Genomic DNA, 18,225 nt, shown 5'->3' on the forward strand with positions numbered 1-18,225 from the left:
AAATTTAGGTACGATGATTAATAAAACAGTCGCAAACGTGACGGAAGCCTGCAAAGGAGTAAAAGACGGAATGACTTTTATGCTAGGAGGTTTCGGTCTTAGCGGAATCCCCGAAAACGCCATTGCTCAATTGGTTAAACTAAATGTAATGGACGTAACCTGTATTTCAAATAATGCAGGTGTGGACGATTTTGGATTAGGGCAACTATTACAGAAACATCAAATCAAAAAGATGATTTCTTCTTATGTTGGAGAGAACGCTGAGTTTGAAAGGCAGATGTTGAGTGGAGAATTGGATGTTGAGTTAATTCCGCAGGGAACATTAGCACAGAGATGCCAAGCAGCAAAAAGTGGAATTCCTGCATTTTACACTCCGGCAGGGTATGGTACCGAGGTGGGTGAAGGCAAAGAATCAAAAGAATTTAATGGTAAAATGCATTTGCTAGAACACGCTTTTAAAGCAGATTTTGCATTTGTAAAAGCTTGGAAAGGAGACACGGCTGGTAATTTAGTTTTTAAAGGAACAGCGAGAAATTTTAACCCCAATATGGCAGGCGCGGCTACAATTACGGTCGCTGAGGTTGAGGAATTAGTGCCAGCAGGCGAATTAGATCCAAACCACATTCACGTACCTGGAATATTTGTAAAACGAATTTTTCAAGGAGAGAAATACGAGAAGAGAATAGAGCAGTTAACGGTGAGGAAAAAATGATTTGAAGATTGGTGAATTTGAAAATTTGAAGATGGGAATGTGCATATTAATTGAATATTTCTGAAGTACTATTTATATGAGAAATGACAAAGACAATCTAATCGTAAATAAGACATTCGAATTTTCATTGGAGATTATTGAGTTTACAGAAAACCTTCGTTCGTTACGTAAATTTCAAATGGCTTCACAATTATTTAGAAGTGGAACGTCTATTGGTGCGAATACTCGGGAAACTCAAAATGCAGAAAGTTCTGCAGACTTTATTCATAAGTTTAAAATAGCGGCAAAAGAAGGTGATGAGACAGATTATTGGCTACAATTATGTGACGAGTCTAAACATTATCCTGATGTACCTCCTTCTATGAAATCAAATATAACATCTATTAATAGGATTATTTCCAAAATTATTAGCGCTAGTAAAAAGAACAGATAGTTGGTGATATTTCCAAATCATCAAATTCACAAATCATCAAATTATGTTAAACAAAGAACAAATAGCACAAAGAATAGCAAAAGAAGTAAAAGACGGGTACTATGTAAACTTAGGAATAGGCATTCCCACTTTAGTAGCAAACTTTGTACGTGAAGATATTGAAGTAGAATTTCAAAGTGAAAATGGTATTTTAGGAATGGGACCTTTTCCTTTTGAAGGGGAAGAAGATCCAGATATGATTAATGCTGGGAAACAAACAATTACCGCTTTAAAAGGAGCTTCGTTATTTGATTCGGCAACAAGTTTTGCCATGATCCGTGGGCAACACGTAGATTTAACAATTTTAGGTGCTATGGAAGTTTCTCAGCAAGGAGACATCGCTAATTGGAAAATACCTGGTAAAATGGTAAAAGGAATGGGAGGCGCCATGGATCTTGTAGCAAGCGCTGAAAACATAATTGTAGCAATGATGCATACAAACCGTGCAGGAGAATCTAAGGTATTAAAGGAGTGTAGTCTTCCGCTAACGGGTGTTGCGTGTGTAAAAAAAGTAGTTAGCAATCTAGCCGTACTTGAAGTTGTTGATGGTAAGTTTAAGCTCTTAGAGCGTGCACCAGGGGTTAGTGTTGCTGAAATCATAGCAGCCACTCAAGGCGACTTGATAATTGAGGGTGATATTCCAGAAATGAAATTTTAGACGCGAGGGACTGACAATAGTATCTTTAAAACACGGCTTGACTTCCTATACCTATACTAGTTGTGGAAGCTATAACTCTCCTCTATTATTGTTTGCACTAGAGCTTATGTGCTGATAAAGATAGCTTTATGAAAATGAAGAGCATCTTAAAAGAAAAGGAAAGGAAAGGAAACAAATCTCACCGTGAAAAAAGACAGATTATAACGGCCGTGACCATCTGTTTGCCAATGCAGAGGAGGCCTTTGTGATTAAAATGACAAATCAAGAATTAAAACAACTTGTTGAAGATAGTTGCTCGAGCTATGGGCGCAATTATTATACTATGCACAATGTGCTTTCTACAACACTAAGAAAGGCGTAAAACATTAAAAAATCGATAAAAAACAGATTTTTAGGTTAAAAACGTTAAAGTTTTATGTACTTCATCGAAAAAATATGTATTTAATCTATTTATAAGCAATTATAAATCTATATTTGCATTCCCGAACTAAAGGAATAGCCTACTATGCAAATGGTTCATAATAAAGTTAGAAGTACTGTTTTTTTGATTAACACTTTTTTATTTATTGCTAAAAAAGTGTTCCTTCTTAAATAGATAAAATAATAGATTAGCCCCGGATCTGCTACGATACAGATAAGGTTTAGCCCGTTCTTTGTGAGGTTAGAACGGGCTTTTTTATGCCATAAAGTTATTCCGCTAGACAGTTTTTTTACCCCAAAAGCCGATATATAGTTAAAAAGCCTCCTGTTATTTATAAATTGTAGGAGATAGACCAGGCGCTCTATTGGGGTCCTGTCATACTTTAATTATATTTGCTAGGCCTTTTTAAAATTAAATTAGATTTTATGAAATTGAAGATTATTTTGTTAGATAAACAGCTTTCATTTTTATTGCTTTTTTTTGGTGGAATTATGATTGCTCAAACAACAGTTGAGCGTCAACTTATTCAGAGCAAATCAAATATTTCACGATTAAACACACTCGCTACAGACTTTAATGAGAAGTATCAATCACAGAAACAGGAGGCAATTCAGATTGCTAGTGCTCAAAACATACCTGTTCGTGTAAACCTTGAAGATGGAGGATTTGCAGAATTACAACGATTTGCAGATGACGGAAGTCCTATTTATTATAGCACTTATAATGTAGATGCTGCAAGATCAACTAGAACAAACCATTTAAACATAGGAGGAAGTTTGGGCCTGAGTCTTGATGGTCAAGATATGACTGCTTATGTTTGGGATGGTGGTCACGCAAGAGTATCTCACCAAGAATATGACGGTGCTGGAGGAACTAATAGGGTTACAATACAAGATACAGGCTCAGAAGGAGGATTACAACTAAATTTTCACGCAGCTCACGTAACAGGCACTATTGCAGCATCTGGAGTACAACCCGATGCAAAAGGAATGGCACCAAAATCAAGGGTTAGGGGATATATGTGGAATAATGATATATCTGAAGCTACTTCAGCAGCGGCAAGTGGAATGCTGGTTTCAAATCACAGTTATGGTTTTAGATCAGACCAAGTGCCAGATCAATGGTTTGGCGCTTATATTCAAGATTCTAGGGATTGGGACAATGTAATGTACAATGCCCCATATTACTTAATGGTAGTCGCAGCCGGTAACGACGGAAATACAAATCATAATGGGTCTCCTTTAAATGGAAATTCGGCATATGATAAGCTTACTGGTCACGCTACTTCTAAAAATAATATGGTAGTCGCAAACGCACAAGATGCCACTATTGCAAATAATGGGGATTTAATTAGTGTTTCGATCAATAGCTCAAGTAGTGAAGGCCCTACAGATGATCTTAGAATCAAACCAGATATCACAGGTAATGGTACTGACTTATACTCTACTTATGCAAGCAGTGACACGGCCTATGCGAGTATCACAGGAACTTCGATGGCGTCTCCAAACGTTACTGGTTCTTTACTGTTATTACAACAGCATTATAATGTCACCAATGCAAGTTTTATGCGTTCAGCAACTTTAAAAGGGTTAGCATTGCATACGGCCGACGATGCTGGTCCAGCTGGTCCTGATGCCGTGTATGGTTGGGGATTGTTAAACGCAAAGCTGGCAGCTGAAACTATTTCGGAAAACGGTGTCGCTTCAAGAATAGAAGAATTGACACTAAGTTCAGGACAAAGCTATACGACGACGGCGGACTCTGATGGTATTAATGACTTGATGGCTTCCATTTCTTGGACAGATGTACCTGGGGTTGTCAATTCAGCAACGAATTCTCCTATCGCGTCATTAGTGAATGATTTAGATATTCGTGTCACTCAAGGAGGCACTACCTTTAATCCTTGGCGTTTAACAGGAATTACTACGAACGGAAAAGGAGACAATACAAAAGATAACTATGAACGTGTTGATATTAGCGTACCAGCAGGTACTTATACAATTACGGTTACTCATAAAGGATCATTGAGTGGAGGAAGTCAAAACTTCTCAATAATCCTAACAGGTTTAGGAAATGTAATTGCAGATACTGAAGTCCCAACTACGCCTGCTGCGCTAACAGGTTCAAATGTGACCGATACTGAGGTTGATTTAAGCTGGGTTGCGTCAACAGATAATACAAGCGTTATAGGTTATGATCTTTTTAGAGATGATGTTTATTTTACAACGGTTTCAGGAATAGATATTACTATTTCAGGACTTTCCCCAAATACAGCATACGCCTTTAAGGTTCGCGCAAAAGACGCTGCTGGCAATCTTTCTGGTTTCAGTAATACGATTACGATTACTACAGTCGCGCCTATACCTGTTTATTGTGATTCAGCAAGTTTAGATATAAGCGATGAATATATTTCTAACGTCACATTGAATACTATTGACAATAATAGTGACGCACAACTTTATTCTGATTTTACCAGTATCTCAACAGATCTAGATGAAGGTGAGACCTATACTATATCCGTTACGCCAACTTGGACTGGAACTATTTATGATGAAGGCTATGCAGTATGGATAGATTATAATAATGATTTTGATTTTGATGATGCTGGAGAACTAGTTTGGAGTAAAGCTCCTTCTCAGGATACATCGAATAATGGAACATTTACAATTCCAGATAATGTTAATGTGGGGGCAACGAGAATGCGTGTTTCTATGAGATACAATGGTACCCCTCTTTCGCCTTGTCAAATTTTAAATTATGGAGAAGTTGAAGATTATACGGTCGTTTTAGATGTGGTTGATAATGTTGATAATGAGGCGCCAACAGTTCCAACTTCTTTATTGGTTTCTAGTATTACACAAACAACGGCAAACTTTTCTTGGAATCCCTCAACGGATAATGTAGGGGTTGTAGCGTATGATCTATATCAAGACGATATGTTATTAATTTCAACCACTTCAACAGGGTATTTAGTTACAGGACTTAGCTCAGCAACTGGCTATGTTTTTTATGTAAAAGCTAGGGATGCTGCTGGAAATGAGTCAACAAGAAGTAATACGTCTGCTTTTTCAACCCTTCCAGCACCTGATACGGAGGCACCAACAAATCCAAGTCCTTTAACAGGGTCAAATATTACTCAAACAACGGTAGACCTTAATTGGATAGCATCCACAGATAATGTAGCCATTGCGGGATATGACGTGTACCAAGACGATAATTTAATGGTTACGTCAAGCGGTATTGATTACACAGCAACAGGTCTTACAGAAAATACAAACTATACATTTTATGTTAGCGCAAGGGATGCTGCTGGTAATACCACAGAAAGTAATAGTATAAATATTACTACTTTAAGTTCAACAGCAGGCGGATATTGTTCATCCACAAGCTCAAATGTAAATGATGAGTATATTTCAAGAGTACAATTAAATACTTTCGACAATACTAGTGGCGCCCAATTTTATTCAGATTTCACAGCTATTTCAACAGATTTATTTGAGGGTCAAACCTATACTATAAGTGTAACACCAACTTGGGTTGATATTATTTATAGTGAAGGCTACGCTGTATGGATAGACTATAATAACGATCTAGATTTTGATGATGTGTCTGAATTGGTATGGTCAAAAGAGCCCTCACAGGACACGCCTAATGAAGGAACTTTTACAATTCCATCTGGAGTTACTTATGGTCAAACCAGAATGCGTGTTTCTATGCAATATAATGCAGTTCCAACTTCTTGCGAATCTTTTTATTTTGGCGAAGTGGAAGATTACACCGTTAACCTTGGAGAATATGTAGATATGGAGCCACCTTCGACTCCATTAAACTTAACTGCCACTAATATTACTGTAAGTTCCTTAGAATTAAATTGGGATCAAGCCACAGATAATGTTGGTGTAACAGAATATGATGTATATGGGGGTACGACTCTTATTGCTACTATAGCAGACACCTCAATTAACCCAATATTTTTGGATCTAGACACTACATATAGTTATTATGTAATAGCTAGAGATTTAGAAGGAAACATATCATTACCAAGTGAAACTTTAAATATTAGAACCCTGGGAGTTGATGATCCAGGTGAATATTGCCTCTCTTATGGACGGAGTATTTTATATGAATACATTTCTAGAGTTCAACTAAATACTATTGATTATAGTTCAGTAGGTGATTACTATTCAAATTTTAGTGAAACAGTTTTTACAGATTTGACTCTATCAGAATCCTACACTATAACGATAACCCCAATATTCAATGGAACAGTTTTTGATGAAGGCTATGCCGTTTGGATAGATTATAATCAAGATTTTGATTTTGATGATCCAGGAGAGTTGGTTTGGAGTAAAGACCCTTCCCAAGAAACACTAGTTAGCGGTTCATTTGTAGTTCCTGTAGATGCTCCTTTAGGTCCTACAAGAATGCGTGTATCTTTTAAATATTTTGATATCCCGGATCCGTGCGAAGTTTTTGCTTTTGGTGAAGTAGAAGATTATACAGTAAACATTACAGATACTGAGGCACCAAGTACCCCTTCATCTTTGTCTGCCTTAAATATTACAGATAGCACTGTGGAGTTAGATTGGAATGCTTCAATAGATAATTCTGGTAATGTTGAGTATTTCGTGTATCAAGATGGTAGCTTTATAACTTCGGTTTCTGAAGAGAATACGACTATAGAAGGACTTGAACCAAATACGGAGTATTCTTATTATGTAAGAGCTATTGACCCCTCTGGTAATCCCTCTGCTTTAAGTAATGAGGTGCTTATAACAACAGATTTTGGGGAGCCAGTTATTTTGGGTGAAGGTTATTTTGAGAGTGGCTGGGATGGTTGGAGGTCTTCAAATAATAATAATAATAGTATAAGCAGGTATAAAGGGGCCGATTATTCCTTTGAAGGATTATATTCAGTAGAATTTAGACAAAACAGGCCAAGAATATTTTTAGGTAAGAGAGTACCGCTTCAGAATTATGAAAATGTTAATATAAATTTTTATTTTCATCAAACAGGTTTGCGCTATAAGGATGGTATTTTTATTGAAATATACACCGGTTCTAAATGGGAAATTATAGGGGAGTTATATCAAGACGTTACTTTTAATGATGAACAGTTTTATAATGTTAGTATAACTTTAGACAATACTGAATATATTTTTTCTAGGGAATCAGCGTTTCGATTCAGAAGCAAAATAGATAGTGAGATTGGAGCGTTATATGTGGATCAAGTTATTATTAGTGCAAATGTTTCAAGAGATACTGTAGAAGGTGTTTTCCCTATCCGTAGAGCCTCTGTTTTAGCAAATGAGAACCCCCTTGTTAATGGCTTAGACTTTTTAATATATCCAAACCCGGCAAACAGTATTCTAAACGTAAAGACGATGAACCAAGTAGCGGTTCTGACCTATTCAATCTACAATATTATTGGGCAACAAATAGCAAAAGGGACCTTGGAAAATGATATAATTAGTGTCCAAAATATATCTAGTGGCATCTACATCTTAGAATTAAATGATGGAAGCACGACAATCGAAAAAAGGTTTATAAAAGAATAGAAACCCACAACACATTTATATAAAAAAGCCCCATTCTTTCAATAAGGATGGGGTTTCTTATTAAGTTGGTTCCATAAAAAAGTTATTTGGAAGATCCTCCAGGGATAGCATCTATCAACTTTTTAGTATAGTCGCTAATAGGATTTGCATAAATTTCATCTGCATCCCCAAGCGCTTCAACCTTTCCTGCATTCATTACCAATAGCTGATCTGCCATATATTTGACTACGGCGAGATCGTGGGAAATAAAAATATAGGTAAATTTATAATCTTCTTTAAGCTCATTAAGTAAATTAAGAACTTGTGCCTGTACTGAAATATCTAATGCTGAAACACTTTCATCGCAAATGATAACCTTGGGTTCTATAGCAATAGTGCGGGCTATTCCAATACGTTGACGCTGTCCTCCTGAAAGCTCGTGGGGATATCTGTAGAAAAATGAGCTGTCTAATCCTACACGCTCAAGAAGAGTCATAACTTTTTCTTTTCGAGATTTAGCACTACTGCCAATGCCGTGAACACCCATTGGTTCCACAATAGCTTCACCAATAATTTTCCTTGGATTTAATGAAGAGTAAGGGTCTTGGAAAACGAGTTGTATTTCTTTTCGCAATTTTCGCAGTTGTGATTTTGATAGTTTGGACAAATCCTGTCCGCGATATAAAACCCTTCCAGCACTTGCCTTTTCTAATTGAAGAATCACCTTTCCTAAGGTAGATTTGCCACAGCCGGATTCCCCAACCAAACCTAATGTTTCTCCTTCAAAAACCGAAAAGCTAACATCGTCTACTGCCTTAACCTCCTTATGTTTTTGGAAAAAACCACTCGTACTGTAATAGGTTTTTTCGATATTCAGTACTTGTAGAATAGGAGCTTGTGTGTACAATTGCTTGTGCGTAGATGCCCGTTGTTGTGCGGTAATGATTTTCTTTTCAAAAGTTCCATCAGCTATTGAAGCAATTGTAGGAAGTGTTTCTAAACGTTCTGATAAGGTAGGGCGGGATAATAGCAGCGCTTTTGTATACTCTTTTGCTGGGGCATCAAAAATTTGCTTTACAGATCCTTTTTCAATAATATTACCTTGGTACATTACAACTACTTTATCTGCAATTTCTGAAACCAAGGCTAAATCGTGTGAAATAAATATAATGCTCATTCCGGTTTCAACTTGTAGTTCTTTGAGCAAGTGCAAAATTTCTTTTTGAACCGTAACATCTAATGCAGTTGTTGGTTCATCTGCAATTAATAATTTAGGCTTGCAAGCAATCGCCATGGCTATCATTACACGTTGCATTTGTCCACCGCTTAATTGATGTGGATAGCTGTTAAAAAGTTCATCGGGTCTGGGAAGTTTTACTTTGTTAAATAGGGATAGTGTTTCTTTTTTTGCTTCGGAATTTGAATAATTTTTATGGTGTTTTAAAATTTCAGCAACCTGAAAACCACACCGTAAAGAAGGATTTAAAGCACTCATAGGTTCTTGAAAAATCATAGAGATTTCATTGCCTCGTATTTTTTGTAAATCTCTAGATTTAGTGAGTAACAAGTCTTTTTCCTGAAATAGAATTTCGCCAGTAATTTCGCAATTATTTTTAGGCAAAAGTCCCAATATAGCCATAGATGTAACAGATTTTCCACTGCCAGATTCACCTACAATTCCTACAATTTCATTTTGAGCTATATTAAATGAAATGGAATGTAAAACTTCAATATTGTCTTTTGAATTTCCGAAAGCAACGGATAAAGCATCTATTTTTAATAGCATAGTGAGGATAAAAGTTTTGAAAACAGCTGATAAAGTTAAACTAAATTAAAGGACAATATTTTGTAAAAATTACATTTTTAAATGGTTTTAATCTCATTAGCATCTAGCAATCTCTCATTACGTAATCGAAGAATAATCTGTGCAACGGTAATGGTGTCTTTTTCGCAATAGATTATGATCCTATCAATATCATTCTCTTTATAAAAGACATCGCGAACTTGACTGCCGTCTATGTCATCTTTAGGCGAAGGAATGCCGAGCACATGAGCCATTAACTTGAGAGAAGTAAATGTCTTATAGTCCCCAAACTTCCATAATTCTAGGGTATCAAGATGCGGTACTTCCCAGGGCTTTTTACCAAAGAGATTTAGTTTAAAGGGAAGGTCAATCCCTTGAATAATCATTCTTCTTGCGATGTATGGAAAATCAAATTCTTTCCCGTTATGAGCACACAATACGTGTGGTGTTTTATTAAAATGAGTTTCTAATAGATTTTTAAAGTCTTTTAACAATGCAGTCTCGTCGCCGTAAAAGGATTTTACTCTAAGCTGCCTTTCTTCCCCAATCATTTTAAAATAGCCGACGGAGATACAAACAATGGTGCCAAATTCTGCCCAAATACCTGCACGGTCATAAAACGCTTCGGGTGTAAATTCTTCTTTTCGTTGGTATTTAGTTTTGGATTCCCATAGCAGTTTCTCAGCATCCTCTAAATCACTATAATTCTCGTGCTGAGGTACGGTTTCAATATCTAGAAAAAGGATGTGTTCTAAGTTTATTCGTTTCAGCATAATGTTTTTTTTATAATTTCCCGAATGCTAAAAATAACAAAATACTTTATTTCAGCATCTTAAATACTTCAGAAACATAGGTATAGAAGTCATCACTAAACGGTTTACCTTTTTTGCTGCCACGTTGATGTCCTAGACGCACTATAATGAGATTGTCTTCAGGAATGGTAATTACATATTGCCCAAGGATCCCTCGCATTACAAATATATCCTTATCCATATAATTGCTTATCCAAAATCCATACCCATATTCTGGGCTATTTTCAAAGCGTGGTTTTATGGCTTTTGCAACAAAGCTACTGTCTATAATTTGTTGCCCATTCCAGTTTCCGAAGTTTTTAAAAAGCCTCCCAAAACGTGCAAAATCTCTCGCGCTGCTTGCAATACAACAATAGGTTTTTGCCAATCTATTTTCGGCATCATCTACTTGCCATGTTGCGGGCTGTTCAAAACCCATTGGCTCATATAAAGATTCTTGAAGATACGCTGCAATTTTTTTGTTGGTAGCTTTCTCTATTGTCATTCCCAGCAATTGAGTGTTTCCGCTAAGGTATTCAAAATGTTTTCCAGGTTCTTGAATGACCTTAAGGCCCAATATCGTTTCGGCAAGATTATCATCATAATAAGAGCGTGCTGTAACGCTAAAAGGGGATGTGTAAGACTCTTCCCAATTAAGCCCGGAAGCCATAGAGGACAAATCGCCAACGGTCATATAAGGAACTTTATCCTTGGTAAGAGTCCTAATTTCAAACTCATAACGTTCGGGTTCAAATTGCGGATAAAAATCTCGAACAGGTTGATTTAAGCTACTTATATACCCGTCTTTTATAGCGGCTCCCAAGAGTATGGTTGTGATACTTTTAGCCATAGAGAAACTATTGGTTCGAGAAGTTGCACTATATCCTTCAGCGTATTTTTCAAATAGAATACTGTCGTTTTTAATTACAAGCAAGGCAACGGTACCCAAATCTTCGTTGGTTGTTTTTAGCCTTTCTGTTTCAATAAGGGTATTATAGTTTTTATGCAGTGGCCAAGCTTGCGGATTTGCGCTTGCGGGGATGGTGTCATTTTCAAAATACTTCGCATCGGCTATAAATGCCGTTGTATGCCCTGTTAAATAAACAACGCGAACGCCTTTAAATATGTAGTTATAATCTGTAATATAGGCAAACACAATTAGTAACAGCAAAAACCCAAACAACCATTTTAAATATTTCATTCTATAAAGTTAAAATAATTTTACTTATTGTGCGGGACTTTCAAATTCCAAAAGCCATTTTTTGCGATGCAAACCTCCAGCATATCCTGTTAAAGAACCGTCGCTTCCTATTGCGCTATGGCAAGGAATTATAATAGAGATTGGGTTTTTCCCATTTGCAAATGCTGCGGCGCGTATTACTTTAGGCTTACCAAGTTGATTTGCCATTTGCTGGTAACTTTTTGTTTTCCCAAAAGGAATGGTTTGCAATGCTGACCAAACATTATGCTGAAAATGGGTGCCTTTAGGGTTTAACTTAAGATCAAATGTTTTTCGCTCACCAGTAAAATATTCTTTAAGCTGACGTTTACTTGCTTCCAAAAATTTTGGACATTCTTTTGTCTCTCTTAGCTCTGAATCGTCACTGAAAATAATTAAAGAAACACCAAGCTCGTCTCCTTCAACAACTAAATTACCAATAGGTGTTTCACAAATAGTTGTTTGCATTTACTGGGAATTTTTAGAAGGATCACTTTTGTCATCTTGTAAATTTATCCCCATTCGTTTTGCACGGCGCTCCCAGTTTTTTCTTGCAGTAGCTTGCATATCTTCAATGGTATCACTTTCGTCCATAATTTCAAGACCTAAAAGTGTTTCTATAATATCTTCCATCGTTACGACACCAATGGTATTTCCAAACTCATCAACCACTAATGCGATATGAGTTCGTTGTTTTAAAAAGGTATCGAACAATTCTGGAATGGGTTTTTTAGCATCTACTATGGCTATCTCGCGCTTTATGTCTGCCAAGGCTTTATCTCCCTGTTGTTCAACAATTTGTTCTAGGACCTCGTCTTTCAATACAAAGCCAGTGACGTTGTGAGATTTATCTTTAAAAACGGGAATTCTTGAAAATTTTAAATTCTTATGGCCCTCGTGAAATTTTGAGAGTGTCGTTTCTTCATTTTCCATTTCAACAACAGGAAAAGGGGTCATCACATCTTTAGCCATCACCGATTTAAAAACAAGAAGATTTTTAATTACAGTACTCTCGTTTTCTTCAAACATACCATCTTGTTCTGCAGCATCTGTAATTGCTAAAAACTCTTCACGGCTCATGGTGCTAACGTGGGCAGATTTTCCTATTAATTTTGTAGTAAGTGTGAGTAACCAAATAATCCCAGTATACTTGAGCGGGAATATAATTAAGTTAAGAGTTGTTGCTGTAAAACCGCCCAAACTTTTCCAATAGGTTGCTCCAATAGTTTTTGGAATAATTTCTGAAAGAATCAAGATTAACATGGTCATAACTGCCGAAACAATCCCTACCATATTCACTCCGAAAACATCAACCTTATAAGGAAGGCTCTCCGCTTGAACACCTACTAAAATAGCACCTACCGTGTGTGCAATTGTATTAATTGTTAGAATAGCAATAAGTGGTTCGTCAATGTTTTTTTTAAAGTTTGCCAGCGTTTGTGCGTATCCTTTGCCTTCAGCAGTTTTCACTCTTATAAAGTTGGGTGTAAAACTCAATAATGCTGCCTCGAGAATAGAGCATAAAAACGAAAAGAAAATAGAAAGTACTGCGTAAAGTAGTAATAAGCCCATCTAAAGATTTTTTTTGCAAGATAAGTTATTGTAGAGGTTTTGAATATTAAAGATATTTTAAATTTTTGGAAGCATATTGACAGTTAGATGCAGGATCATTAACTGCGCTCATTGCAAAAGCCACGTTCAACAAATTGCTAACAAGATCTTTCGTGGTTTTTGTAGCTGCAAAGCAGCGATAGTGCTTCAAAACGTCCTTTTCAAGACGAATTGTTAATATTTCGAACGTGGCTTAAAAATGTAGTCAAAATAGCGTTACCACCCCACAAAATTAGGCGGTTCCACTGCTTTAAGATTTAAATATACAATAAGCTGCCCGCGATGATGAGAAACGTGGTCTTGCAATTAATTTAATAGCTTCACGACGTCCTTAGCAAAATAACTTGCAATCATAGTAGCGCCAGCTCTTTTGATACTCAAAATTTGTTCCATCATTACCGCGTCGTGATCTAGCCACCCTCTTTCAGCAGCCGCTTTTAGCATAGCATATTCACCACTTACTTGATACACAGCAACGGGAACATCTACAACGTTACTAATGTCTCTAACAATATCTAAATAACATAAACCCGGTTTCACCATAACAATGTCTGCTCCTTCGGCTATATCCATTAATGTTTCTTTCACTGCTTCGTTTCTATTTGCAGGATCCATCTGGTATGTTGTCTTATCTTTTGGTATATCCTGGAGATCAACAGGAGCACTGTCTAAAGCATCACGAAAAGGCCCATAAAATGCAGAAGCATATTTAGCACTATAACTCATAATACCTGTGTTGTGAAACCCTTCGTCTTCTAACAAAGTGCGCATTGCTAAAATACGGCCATCCATCATATCACTAGGAGCCACAATATCTGCTCCAGCTTGCGCATGGCTCAATCCCATTTTTGCAAGAAAACTATTTGTAGGGTCGTTTATAATTTCTCCCTTTGCAACAATACCATCGTGTCCATATTGAGAATAAGGGTCTAAAGCTACATCGGTCATAACAATCATTTCTGGACAGGTATCCTTAACGGTTTTAATAGCTTTTTGCATTAACCCGTCAGGATTTAGGGCTTCTTTTCCTTCATTATCCTTTAAATTATACGGTACTTTAACAAAAAGCAACACCGACTTTAATCCCATAGCCCATAGTTCTTTGATTTCGGTTTTAAGGGTGTCTAAACTATATCTATAATAATTAGGCATCGATGCAATTTCTTCTTCTACCCCCTTACCTTCAACTACAAATAAGGGTACTATAAAATCGTTTGGAGAGATACTAGTTTCGCGTACAAGGCTTCTTATTGCTTCGCTTTTTCTTAGTCTTCTATTTCTTTTTAACATCGTTTTAATTTTAAATTTTTCGATAAATAATGTTAGGTTTAAAAGATACATCTAACAGCATACATCGAAGATTATTTAACCCAATCCACAGGGTTTTTTAATGCCTCAACCAATTTTTCTTCCTCACTCCCAGCGCCTGGTTGATGGTCATACACCCATTGCACGTGAGGCGGTAAACTCATTAATATACTTTCAATTCTACCATTTGTCTTTAGACCGAAAAGCGTTCCTTTATCGTGTACTAAATTAAACTCTACATAACGCCCGCGACGTATTTCTTGCCAATTTTTTTGAGCGTCGTTATACGGCAGCTCTTTTCTCTTTTCAGCAATGGGGCTATATGCATCTAGAAAACTATCACCCACTTCACTCACAAAGTTATACCAATCTTGCATACTCATAGCGGCTGTTGCTTTGAGGTAATCAAAAAATAAACCTCCTATTCCGCGGCCTTCTTCACGATGTGTATTATAAAAATATTCATCACAACGGCTTTTATATTTTGGATAAAAATCAAGATTGTGTTTGTCACAGGCCGTTTTACAGGTTTTATGAAAGTGAATTGCATCTTCTTCAAATAGATAATAGGGTGTCAAATCTTGCCCGCCCCCAAACCATTGGTCTACAATCTCGCCCTCTTGGTTGTACATTTCGAAATACCGCCAATTTGCGTGCACTGTTGGCACCATTGGGTTTGAAGGATGTAATACCAGGCTGAGTCCACAGGCAAAAAAATTGGCGTCTTTTACCCCAAAGTATTGCTGCATACTTTCAGGTAGTTTTCCATAGACTTCACTAGTGTTTACCCCTCCTTTTTCGAAGACATTTCCATTTTCGATAACTCTGGTGCGACCGCCGCCACCTTCTGGGCGTTTCCATAGATCCTCTTTAAAAGTAGCCTTGCCATCAATATCTTCTAGTTTTGAAGTGATGTTATTTTGAAGCTGTCTAATGTAGTTTACAAATTTATCTTTCATTTACATTTTTTTGATTTAATAAACGAATTGTTTCGGTAGTAGACGCGGTAACCGAAAGAGGTAAAACGATAATAATTCCTATAACGGGAATTAATAACAAGGTCATAAAAACCATTCCATTGCCAATAGCAGTTCCTCTATTTCTCTTAACGAATTTGATGCTTTCAGAATAATTAAAATGACGTTCTAACGTATAATCCATGTTACCAAAACCTGCATAATACGACTGTAATAGGTAAATGAGGACTAACGAGATGATGTTCAATACGGGAATCAAACTTATTAATAACAAAGGGATAGTCAATAATAGCTCAAATACTAGGTTCCTGCCATTTATTCTGATGCCGCGCAAAAGCTGAGAAATTTGAGAGGAGTCTCTGTGGCTATAGGTATTCCCCAATAAATGCTGTTCTATTTTTTCTGAAACAGGACTCATAAAAGGAGCACTAATTGCCATTATTGTATGTCTATAAACGATAAGACCCAATGCAATTACGGAAATCCCACCCAGCACATTACTAATACTTCTAAACGTTTCTGAACCCCATTCCCAGAACCAAATTTTTGAAATATAAAAGCCAATATCATCGCTCAAACCCCAAGATATAAATCCTATACTACTTGCAACAATAAGACTAATTAAAATGGGTATTGCAAAGTATTTCCAAAGCCCTAGTTGACTCATTAATTTAAATGAGCTAGCGTACGATTTTATTCCTTGGAAAATAGCCTTAATCATTAATGTATTTTAAAATAGTATTTCTGTACTGGTTTTAATTATTCTATATATACCAAAGACGTTTTAAAACGAGACATTTCTTGAATAGCGGTTACTTTTTGTGCGTTTTTCATTTTCGTCATTACATAATCAATAATTTCTGCTTCGCTCTTGTCTATAAGATTGAGAAAGTACATCCTTCCTACCGCATTATTGTGCAAATCCATAGCTTCGTCGAGCACTTCATTTTGAGTCACTTTTTCATACAAATCTGTCAACTTTTGCGCCCAAAACACACTTTTTTGTTTGTTTTTAAGTATTTGCATCGAATTTTTACAAATTAAAATATTCCAAATTATATGTCTAAAGGCATTGGCGCGATTACTTTTTTGATGTTCTTGTCCAAATAAATCATTGCAAATTGCAAAGGTTTTTTTGGTTGCTTTTAGTGTTGGAAAAACTAAGAACAGATTTTTCAAAAACAAAAGCGAAAGCTGCCAAAGCTGCCCAATATTCAAACCCATTATGCGTGTCCAGAACTTCACGATTCTACTTTGTATTCCTTTACAGCTTGAATGAAAGCCCCTGCGTTTTCTATAGGAATATTAGGTAATATACCATGACCCAAGTTTACGATGTATTTGTCTTTCCCGAAATCATCAATCATCTGTTTTACCATTTTCTTGATTTCTGCGGGTGGGCTAAAGAGTCTGGTTGGGTCAAAATTACCTTGTAATGTAATATTTCCGCCAGATAAATAACGCGCATTTCTTGCGGAACAAGTCCAATCAACACCCAAGGCACTAGCACCACTTTTTGCCATGGTATCTAAGGCAAACCAGCACCCTTTTCCAAAAGCTATAACAGGCGCATCATCCTTTAATGCATCTATAATTTGCTGCATATATTGCCACGAGAATTCTTGATAATCAACTGGGGATAACATTCCGCCCCAACTATCAAATAGTTGCACTGCATTAACTCCAGCTTTCACTTTTTCTTTAAGGTAGAGAATGGTGGTATCTGTAATTTTTTGCAGTAATTCGTGTGCTGCGAGGGGTTGCGTAAAACAAAACTCCTTTGCTTTATCAAAGTTTTTGCTTCCTTGTCCTTGCACGCAGTAGCATAAAATAGTCCAGGGGCTCCCAGCAAAACCGATGAGGGGTATTTCATCATTTAGTTTTTCTTTTGTCATTTTAATTGCATCCATCACATATCCCAAAGTATCGTGAATATCTGGAACAATCACGCTGTCTAAATCTTTTTGAGAACGAATAGGATTAGGCAACCAAGGACCAATTCCTGGTTTCATCTCTACCTGAATATTCATCGCCTGCGGAATGACTAAAATATCACAAAATAAAATAGCGGCATCCATCCCATATCTTCGAATGGGCTGTATGGTAATTTCGCTTGCTAATTCTGGAGTTTGACAACGTGTAAAGAAATCATACTTAGCCTTTATTTCCATAAACTCTGGAAGGTATCTCCCGGCTTGACGCATCATCCAAACAGGAGGACGGTCTACAGTTTCACCTTTTAAGGCTTTTAAAAATAGGTCGTTTTTTATCATAATTTGACTTTAGCTTTTGGCCACTGGCCTTCAGCTCGTTATTGTTATTGGCTTTTAACCTTTAGCTTCGGGCTCGCTTTTAATTAATTCATCGAACTAAAAAGACCACTGCTTCTAGCTATTTTTTATTTTGTTCATCAATGCATTGACCATTTTTGCCTCAGTATTTATTAAATTATTTAGCTCGGTCGGGTCATTTTTACTTAAAAAGCCTAGTTCCGCACAAATTATTAATTGTGTTTCTACTTCAAACAAAGATTCCATTGCTATTTCTAGAAAACGATTAAATTCGATCTCGCTACTTCTAATGCATCCTTCTGCAATATTTGAAGGTACGGGTAATTTGACTCTTTAAACCAAAGTTTTAATCGCTGGGAAGCTTTTCTGAAAGTGCCTATACTTGCTTCACAATTTCATTCCTGTTCTTCTAGATTTGTACAAT

Annotated in this window: 15 protein-coding genes; 4 read left to right on the forward strand and 11 right to left on the reverse strand. The window is 36.6% G+C overall.

Annotated elements, in window-relative coordinates; translation table 11 throughout:
* Positions 1-13: 13 nt before the first annotated feature.
* From ABXT67_RS05855 to ABXT67_RS05870, 4 genes are all read left to right on the forward strand, one after another.
* Positions 14-712, forward strand: coding sequence for a CoA transferase subunit A (locus ABXT67_RS05855; protein ID WP_415376347.1), 699 nt, complete (start codon positions 14-16; stop codon positions 710-712).
* Between the two features lie 76 nt (positions 713-788).
* The gene (locus ABXT67_RS05860) at positions 789-1,145 is read left to right on the forward strand and encodes a four helix bundle protein (protein ID WP_415376348.1); all 357 of its coding nucleotides are present in this window, start codon (positions 789-791) and stop codon (positions 1,143-1,145) included.
* Positions 1,146-1,188: 43 nt separating this feature from the next.
* A complete protein-coding gene (locus ABXT67_RS05865; protein WP_415376349.1) occupies positions 1,189-1,842 on the forward strand; it encodes a CoA transferase subunit B in 654 nt (217 codons plus the stop codon).
* Between the two features lie 846 nt (positions 1,843-2,688).
* Positions 2,689-7,821: a GEVED domain-containing protein gene (locus ABXT67_RS05870; RefSeq protein ID WP_415376350.1), complete on the forward strand. Its 5,133-nt coding sequence runs from the start codon at positions 2,689-2,691 to the stop codon at positions 7,819-7,821.
* 82 nt (positions 7,822-7,903) lie between these two features.
* On the opposite strand, the gene ABXT67_RS05875 is transcribed toward ABXT67_RS05870, so the two are convergent.
* The 11 genes from ABXT67_RS05875 to ABXT67_RS05925 all read right to left on the reverse strand — a co-directional run bounded on the left by ABXT67_RS05875 (position 7,904) and on the right by ABXT67_RS05925 (position 18,107).
* The gene (locus tag ABXT67_RS05875; RefSeq protein WP_415376351.1) at positions 7,904-9,586 is read right to left on the reverse strand and encodes an ABC transporter ATP-binding protein; all 1,683 of its coding nucleotides are present in this window, start codon (positions 9,584-9,586) and stop codon (positions 7,904-7,906) included.
* Positions 9,587-9,663: 77 nt separating this feature from the next.
* On the reverse strand, positions 9,664-10,377 hold the full coding sequence (locus tag ABXT67_RS05880; RefSeq protein ID WP_415376352.1) for a 3'-5' exonuclease: 714 nt from the start codon (positions 10,375-10,377) through the stop codon (positions 9,664-9,666).
* A 46-nt stretch (positions 10,378-10,423) separates the two neighbouring features.
* A complete protein-coding gene (locus ABXT67_RS05885) occupies positions 10,424-11,596 on the reverse strand; it encodes a serine hydrolase domain-containing protein (RefSeq protein ID WP_415376353.1) in 1,173 nt (390 codons plus the stop codon).
* 24 nt (positions 11,597-11,620) lie between these two features.
* Complete coding sequence (locus tag ABXT67_RS05890; RefSeq protein WP_415376354.1) at positions 11,621-12,082, reverse strand: methylated-DNA--[protein]-cysteine S-methyltransferase; 462 nt, start codon at positions 12,080-12,082, stop codon at positions 11,621-11,623.
* Positions 12,083-13,186: a CNNM domain-containing protein gene (locus tag ABXT67_RS05895; protein ID WP_415376355.1), complete on the reverse strand. Its 1,104-nt coding sequence runs from the start codon at positions 13,184-13,186 to the stop codon at positions 12,083-12,085.
* Between the two features lie 345 nt (positions 13,187-13,531).
* A complete protein-coding gene (gene hemB / locus ABXT67_RS05900; protein WP_415376356.1) occupies positions 13,532-14,515 on the reverse strand; it encodes a porphobilinogen synthase in 984 nt (327 codons plus the stop codon).
* A 71-nt stretch (positions 14,516-14,586) separates the two neighbouring features.
* Complete coding sequence (hemF, locus tag ABXT67_RS05905) at positions 14,587-15,492, reverse strand: oxygen-dependent coproporphyrinogen oxidase (protein ID WP_415376357.1); 906 nt, start codon at positions 15,490-15,492, stop codon at positions 14,587-14,589.
* Positions 15,482-16,231 carry an EI24 domain-containing protein gene (locus ABXT67_RS05910; protein WP_415376358.1) on the reverse strand — a complete coding sequence of 250 codons (750 nt, stop codon included), beginning with the start codon at positions 16,229-16,231 and terminating at the stop codon, positions 15,482-15,484. Before ABXT67_RS05910 ends, hemF begins: the two co-directional genes overlap by 11 nt.
* Positions 16,232-16,269: 38 nt before the next feature.
* Positions 16,270-16,734, reverse strand: a complete 465-nt coding sequence (locus tag ABXT67_RS05915; protein WP_415376936.1) for a DUF6973 domain-containing protein — start codon at positions 16,732-16,734, stop codon at positions 16,270-16,272.
* Between the two features lie 17 nt (positions 16,735-16,751).
* The gene (gene hemE / locus ABXT67_RS05920; protein WP_415376359.1) at positions 16,752-17,783 is read right to left on the reverse strand and encodes a uroporphyrinogen decarboxylase; all 1,032 of its coding nucleotides are present in this window, start codon (positions 17,781-17,783) and stop codon (positions 16,752-16,754) included.
* A 114-nt stretch (positions 17,784-17,897) separates the two neighbouring features.
* On the reverse strand, positions 17,898-18,107 hold the full coding sequence (locus tag ABXT67_RS05925) for a four helix bundle protein (protein WP_415376937.1): 210 nt from the start codon (positions 18,105-18,107) through the stop codon (positions 17,898-17,900).
* Positions 18,108-18,225: the final 118 nt, after the last annotated feature.

This window comes from Patiriisocius sp. Uisw_017 (assembly GCF_047731265.1).
Classification (GTDB): domain Bacteria; phylum Bacteroidota; class Bacteroidia; order Flavobacteriales; family Flavobacteriaceae; genus Patiriisocius.

Excerpts from the sequence above, each read along its gene's own strand:
- ABXT67_RS05910 (WP_415376358.1), bottom strand. The coding sequence starts at position 16,231 with ATGATTAAGGCTATTTTCCAAGGAATAAAATCGTACGCTAGCTCATTT.
- hemE (WP_415376359.1), bottom strand. The coding sequence starts at position 17,783 with ATGATAAAAAACGACCTATTTTTAAAAGCCTTAAAAGGTGAAACTGTA.
- hemF (WP_415376357.1), bottom strand. The coding sequence starts at position 15,492 with ATGAAAGATAAATTTGTAAACTACATTAGACAGCTTCAAAATAACATC.
- ABXT67_RS05865 (WP_415376349.1), top strand. The coding sequence starts at position 1,189 with ATGTTAAACAAAGAACAAATAGCACAAAGAATAGCAAAAGAAGTAAAA.
- ABXT67_RS05880 (WP_415376352.1), bottom strand. The coding sequence starts at position 10,377 with ATGCTGAAACGAATAAACTTAGAACACATCCTTTTTCTAGATATTGAA.
- ABXT67_RS05895 (WP_415376355.1), bottom strand. The coding sequence starts at position 13,186 with ATGGGCTTATTACTACTTTACGCAGTACTTTCTATTTTCTTTTCGTTT.
- ABXT67_RS05875 (WP_415376351.1), bottom strand. The coding sequence starts at position 9,586 with ATGCTATTAAAAATAGATGCTTTATCCGTTGCTTTCGGAAATTCAAAA.
- ABXT67_RS05870 (WP_415376350.1), top strand. The coding sequence starts at position 2,689 with ATGAAATTGAAGATTATTTTGTTAGATAAACAGCTTTCATTTTTATTG.
- ABXT67_RS05855 (WP_415376347.1), top strand. The coding sequence starts at position 14 with ATGATTAATAAAACAGTCGCAAACGTGACGGAAGCCTGCAAAGGAGTA.
- hemB (WP_415376356.1), bottom strand. The coding sequence starts at position 14,515 with ATGTTAAAAAGAAATAGAAGACTAAGAAAAAGCGAAGCAATAAGAAGC.
- ABXT67_RS05860 (WP_415376348.1), top strand. The coding sequence starts at position 789 with ATGAGAAATGACAAAGACAATCTAATCGTAAATAAGACATTCGAATTT.
- ABXT67_RS05890 (WP_415376354.1), bottom strand. The coding sequence starts at position 12,082 with ATGCAAACAACTATTTGTGAAACACCTATTGGTAATTTAGTTGTTGAA.
- ABXT67_RS05885 (WP_415376353.1), bottom strand. The coding sequence starts at position 11,596 with ATGAAATATTTAAAATGGTTGTTTGGGTTTTTGCTGTTACTAATTGTG.
- ABXT67_RS05915 (WP_415376936.1), bottom strand. The coding sequence starts at position 16,734 with ATGGGTTTGAATATTGGGCAGCTTTGGCAGCTTTCGCTTTTGTTTTTG.